Origin of the sequence: Reyranella sp. (assembly GCF_004297405.1) — a bacterium.
In the GTDB taxonomy this organism is placed as follows: domain Bacteria; phylum Pseudomonadota; class Alphaproteobacteria; order Reyranellales; family Reyranellaceae; genus Reyranella.
Genome location: NZ_SCVC01000019.1, coordinates 1 through 5,346, shown reverse-complemented (window position 1 = coordinate 5,346; position 5,346 = coordinate 1). Strand labels below are relative to the sequence as shown.

Sequence of the window (5,346 nt, the reverse complement as noted above, 5' to 3'; positions counted from 1 at the left end):
CTGTAGATCCCCACACCTCCCTGACTCGGCAGAAAGGCTTCAAGGTGGACGACTTTTACGCCGCCCGCAGCAGGACTATCCCGCCGCTACCGTGGTCGAATATTGCTCCGCCGTTCTCACTTTATGGTGCGCGGACCGGAAACTCGCTTCGCGCGGCGATCGCGCTGGAGGAAGCAGGCTTGGCCTACGTCCAGCAATTCATCGATCTTCGCGCTGGTGCGCATCGGCAGCCGGATTTCCTGGCGCTCAATTCGGCTGGGCAAGTTCCGATTCTGGTCGACCGGCGCGTCTCGCTGATGGTGCTCACTCAGTCCAATGCCATCATGATGCATATCGCCAACGCAGCGCCCGAACGTCTTCTGCCGGGCAAAAGCGCGATTAGGAGGGCGCGATTTCACGAAAGCTTCTTTTACTTCATCACTGACGTGATTGCCCCGAACAATGCGGCGTTTCAGATGAAATTGGCAGGCAAGGAGAAAGAGGCGGACTATCTCGTCTGGCGCAGCGTTGCTAAACTGGAGGCGTCCGAACGTTTCCTGGTCGACGGCCCGTACATGGCCGGTGACCGCTTCACCCTAGCGGATATCGCCGGCTATACGATTGCACGGGCTAGCGAGGCTAGCGTGGCATGGGATCGGCTTGGACGCCTCAAGGCCTGGTTCGATCTGGTAGGTAGCCGAGACGGCGTGCGGCGGGGCTTGCAAGCCTTTGATGTGCGCAAGCCGAATTGACCAGCATTTCCCGGGTCACGCTCCGACACGCCAACTTGCTGTCAGCCAAGCTGGTGAAGAAACCCACGCTGAGGCTCTACAGGGGCTATTCGCATGGCATGGCGCTCAACCATGCTGACGTGATCAATGCCGATCTACTTCCTTCATCCGAGGGTGGGCAGGGGCCGGCCTCTACTGTCGGCTATTTCGAGCAACAAACTGCTCCAATTGCGAGCTGAGACCGCAACGATCGCGAGCCCTTACAAGTAGGGTCCGGCCGCACTGGCGCCGCTTGTGGACGGCCGCCAGTGTCGCGCCGAGTAACTTGGCCACGTCGATGCGGGCGAACATGCCAGCAGCCTTCTCGGCAAGCTCCGCTCCGAAGTCTCCCTCATCGAGGACTCAAAGATTCCGGCATCTCCGGGGGTTTTCCCGGTCCCGTCCGCAACCCCGCAACCCCGCAACCCCGCAATCACGTGGATCCGTTATCCCAGTACCACTGGAACTCGATATCAGGCGATCAGCTCCTTCAGCGGGATGGAGGGGTCGGTCAGCCTGTCGGGTTTGGGTGAAAGCCCGTCGATCACAAGCTTCCGGCCCTGGACAAAATCTTTGGCGGCATTGACACAGTCGAGCGCAATCACTCGGCCTTGCTTGAGGTAGATCAGCGAAAAACTGCGCGTTGCGGGATTGCCTCGCAACAGCGCGGTGTCGTGACCGATCGACAGGCCGATGGTCTGCAGGCGAAGATCATATTGGTTCGACCAGAACCAGGGCACCGAATCATAATGCGCGGCATCGCCAGTGATCGTCCGGGCAACGACACTAGCCTGATCATTGGCGTTCTGAACCGATTCAAGCCGGATCGTCGCGCCATCGGCAAAACGGTTAGCGTGGGCCGCACAATCGCCGAGCGCGAAAATATCGGGCAGACTCGTGCGCCCCTGTGCGTCTACCAGCACACCATTGCCGCCCTCGGCACCCGCCGCAATTAGCGGCTCGACCGCTGGAATAATCCCGATGCCGACGATCACCATCTCGACGGCGAGGACCGATCCATCGGCAAGGCGGACACCCGTCGCCCTGCCGCCCTCACCCAGGATACAGTCGATCGCGACGCCGGTACGCAAGTCGACACCGTGCGCGCGATGTTCGGCTTCATAGAAACGTGACAGTGGTTCACCGGCGACGCGGGCAAGCACGCGGTCCAACGCTTCGAGCACGGTGACGTGCTTGCCGAACTTGCTCAGCACCGCCGCCGCTTCGAGCCCGATATAGCCGCCGCCGATGACCACGACGCGGCGAACGTCCGGCAGTTCGGCGATCATCCGGTCGACATCGGCACGCGACCGCACGGAATGGACACCGGCAAGGTCATTCCCTGCGCAGGTTAGCTTACGCGGGCTGCCTCCGGTCGCCCACACCAGCGTGCCATAACCGAGCGAGCCACCATCGGCGAAGGCCACGGTTTTATCCGTCGGATCGACCATGACCACGCGGCGGCCGGTCAGCATTGTTATCTCGCGTTCCGACCAGAAGGCGGCCGGCCGGATCATGATGCGTTCGAAGCTTTTGTCGCCGGCAAGATAGTCCTTGGACAACGGCGGCCGTTCATAGGGCAGTTCTGGCTCGTCGCCGACCAGCGCAATCGTCCCCGCAAACTTCGCTTGCCGCAGGGCGATCGCCGTCTGTCCACCACCATGCCCGGCGCCCACAATGACTACATCCGCGCGCTCGGTCATCGGTTCGACCTCACCGCCGGAAACATGGCGACTAGATAGTCTGCAAGCACTCGACATACCCCCTTGGTTGAGAAAAAGTGGTGCCTTGAACTCGTGCTTGGTCCCGGGTTTGCGCCCCGCAGCCGAAATTGCGGGTGCCGCCGCGGTCATTGTGACGCTTGGGTAGGCAATATCGCCTATATCGGCTCCTTCCAGACCAAGGTGAATAATGCACCGCCAGGAGCCTACACCAAACCTCTAGCAGCATAGTCGCCATCATCCGCAGACGCCATTGGGATCAATTGAAGATCGATCACAATCTAAGAGATATGGATCCTGAAAAAGTTCTTGGCGCAAGAACTGAATTGAACACCGATCCAGTTATAGTCTCAGAAGGAACACCGGAATTATAGATAAGTGCATTCGTCAAATTTCGGATGTTGAAAGCAAATGAGACGCGATCAAGCTCGTATCCGAGCCTGAAATCCACTTTGTTGTAGGCAGGTACATTTTCGATCGCGTAATCAACCGCCGAGGTACTCCGCCGGCCAACCCTCGCGTAGCTTCCGAAAATCGAAGCCTTGCCCGGGCCGAGGTCGAACTCGTAGCGGGCCGAGACGTTCGAGCTGAATTTCGGCGCGTTCGGGAGCACAAAGTCGGCAAACCCCGCACCAACCGGAACATTTTTGGCCTTTGAATCGAGATAACTGGCGGATGCGGAAAAATTAAGTCCGCGCATCGGGCGGATAACCATGTCGAACTCGGCACCCCTTACCCATGCGTCGACGTTAAAGACGTAGAGCGCCAAGTTTTGGGTCGAGAAGGTTTGTAGATTCTTGTAATCGTAATAGAAAATCGAACCGTTGAAATCGAGCACTCCGTTGAGCATTCTCGATTTAACACCGGCCTCATAGTTCACAAGCGTCTCAGGTTTGAACTCGGCTACGGAAACGGGATAAAGCTCGTTTGCACCGGTATTGAACCCACCTGCCTTTGTGCCCCTGTTTACGCCAGCGTAGACATTGACATTTTCATCGAGTTTATATTGAGCAACGATGCGTCCTGACCAGGATGTCGTTGATATTGACTTGTCGAATCCGACGAACTGCACGAGCGGAACCGGCGACGCCCCTGCGATCACTGCGCAAATATTGACCGGGATCGTAGGATTGGTCGTGCAGGAGGACTGATTGACACCACGCTTCTGGTCACTGGTTACGCGGCCGCCGACAATAACACTGAACTTGGGGCTAAAGTGGTAGGTGGCTTCCGCAAATCCAGCGTAAGACGTGGTTCTCAGATGCAGGGCCGCATTGAGATTGATTCCATAGAACGGTATATCGTTTAGATTAACATTTGCGCCGGTATGGTTGTTGATCCACAACCCATAAAGACCGGCGACCCAGTCAACATTACTTACCTTTCCGGAGAGTCTGATCTCTTCGGAATATTGGCGGCTCCCAGAATCGCTTGCATTAACAATAGCTGTCGGGAATCCGCTCGCAAGCTGGGTGTTGTAGAGTTGATCGGAGTACTGATAGTTTGAGATCGACGTCAGCTTGATTCCGGACCCAATCGTCCAATCGATTGTCGCGGTGGCGTTAAGATATTTTCCGTTGACTTTTAGGTAGTTGGCGGTTGGCACATTGTAAGGGCTCTTCAGTGATGCCGCGCAGTCACCGAGTGGAGAATAAGTGGTCGGAACTGTCCCAACTGTCGTGCGGCAGAAATTCTGATACGCGGCAAAATTGCCGGGCGTGACGCCGACCGGCTTACCGTTCGCCCCGATAAACGCGCGCGTCGTGCTCGCGACAGGGCCGGGTTGGTCCGGAAAACGGTCTGCATATACGCTGAGCAGGGCCCGGAAATCGCTACTGGGCTTATACTGGAGTTGCGCACGGACAGCTTGAACATCTGTGCCGTTATGGTCTGGCCCGATCGGATTGCGGATGTATGCGCCACCCTTTTCGGCATGATATGCGATACGGCCTGACCAGTCACCGCCAAGGCTGCCGCCGACGGCCCCTTCCGTCATGAACTTGTCGTAGCTCCCATATTCGGTCGTGACATAAGCCTCGAACTCTTGGCTGGGTGCTCGGGTAATATATTGGACAAGGCCACCCGTCGCATTGCGCCCGAACAGTGTTCCTTGCGGCCCCTTGAGAACCTCGACACGGTCGACGTCGAAAACCGGCTGAGTCAGCGCGGACGTGAGGCCGACATACGCTCCGTCCACATAGGTGGCGACCGGTGCTTCCTGGTGACGCGCGATATCTTGCTGGCCGACCCCACGGATGATCGTCGTGACATAAGCACCGCCACCCGGGGTAGTTGAGCGCACACCTGGAACAAGATCTGGAAGATCCATCGACGTTGTGAAGCCGCGGGCGGTGAGATCCTGTCCCTTGATCGCGCTGATCGCGATCGGGACGTCGCGAAGATTTTCCGACTTCTTCTGCGCCGTCACGATGATGTCGCCCTCAGCGTTTGGGTCTTGCGCCGCGGGGGCGTCAGAAGGCGGCGTCGGAGCTGGTTGGGCGGTCTGTGATTGAGCGTATGCGCCTTGGGACAAGGTCAGCAGTGTCGCAAGCGTGACCGGCGCGAGAGCAGTTAGTCTCATATTTTCATCCCTCTCCTTCCGGGCGGCCGCCTTCTGTGGACGTGCTCGCAAGCCGGCTTTTCAAAAATGATTAGAGACCTAAGTAATATATGAAAGGAAACGCGACGCAAGCCATATTCAGGGCACCCGGCCAGCAGCGTCGCTCCGGCCCATAGCGACGGTCCCGTCGGAGGTGCTCTATAGGCTGTACCGCCCTAAAAACGTACCTATCGTGACCGAGGACAACGGAAAACCGCTACCTATTTGGGCAAACAGGGGAGGGGATGGTTGCTCAGTGCGCGCCCCTTCGCATGGG

The 5,346-nt window shown here is 57.9% G+C and carries 3 protein-coding genes and 1 pseudogene; 2 read left to right on the top strand and 2 right to left on the bottom strand.

Translation table 11 applies throughout. From position 1 onward, the window contains the following. Together EPO50_RS13595 and EPO50_RS13590 are read left to right on the top strand one after the other, a co-directional pair. Positions 1-731, top strand: a 731-nt coding sequence (locus tag EPO50_RS13595) for a glutathione S-transferase family protein (protein WP_296344852.1), incomplete at its 5' end; no start/stop codon positions are given. A gap of 38 nt (positions 732-769) precedes the next feature. After that, positions 770-871, top strand: a pseudogene (locus tag EPO50_RS13590) (alpha/beta hydrolase); the annotation flags it as partial. Between the two features lie 351 nt (positions 872-1,222). Here the strand turns inward: EPO50_RS13590 and EPO50_RS13585 are convergent. Together EPO50_RS13585 and EPO50_RS13580 are read right to left on the bottom strand one after the other, a co-directional pair. Beyond that, a complete protein-coding gene (locus tag EPO50_RS13585; RefSeq protein WP_069064527.1) occupies positions 1,223-2,452 on the bottom strand; it encodes an FAD-dependent oxidoreductase in 1,230 nt (409 codons plus the stop codon). Positions 2,453-2,744: 292 nt separating this feature from the next. Beyond that, positions 2,745-5,051, bottom strand: coding sequence for a TonB-dependent receptor (locus tag EPO50_RS13580; RefSeq protein WP_296344849.1), 2,307 nt, complete (start codon positions 5,049-5,051; stop codon positions 2,745-2,747). Positions 5,052-5,346 lie beyond the last annotated feature (295 nt).

What these genes read in the sequence shown, in the direction of transcription:
- EPO50_RS13585 (WP_069064527.1), bottom strand. Translation starts at nt 2,452, where the DNA reads ATGACCGAGCGCGCGGATGTAGTCATTGTGGGCGCCGGGCATGGTGGT.
- EPO50_RS13580 (WP_296344849.1), bottom strand. Translation starts at nt 5,051, where the DNA reads ATGAGACTAACTGCTCTCGCGCCGGTCACGCTTGCGACACTGCTGACC.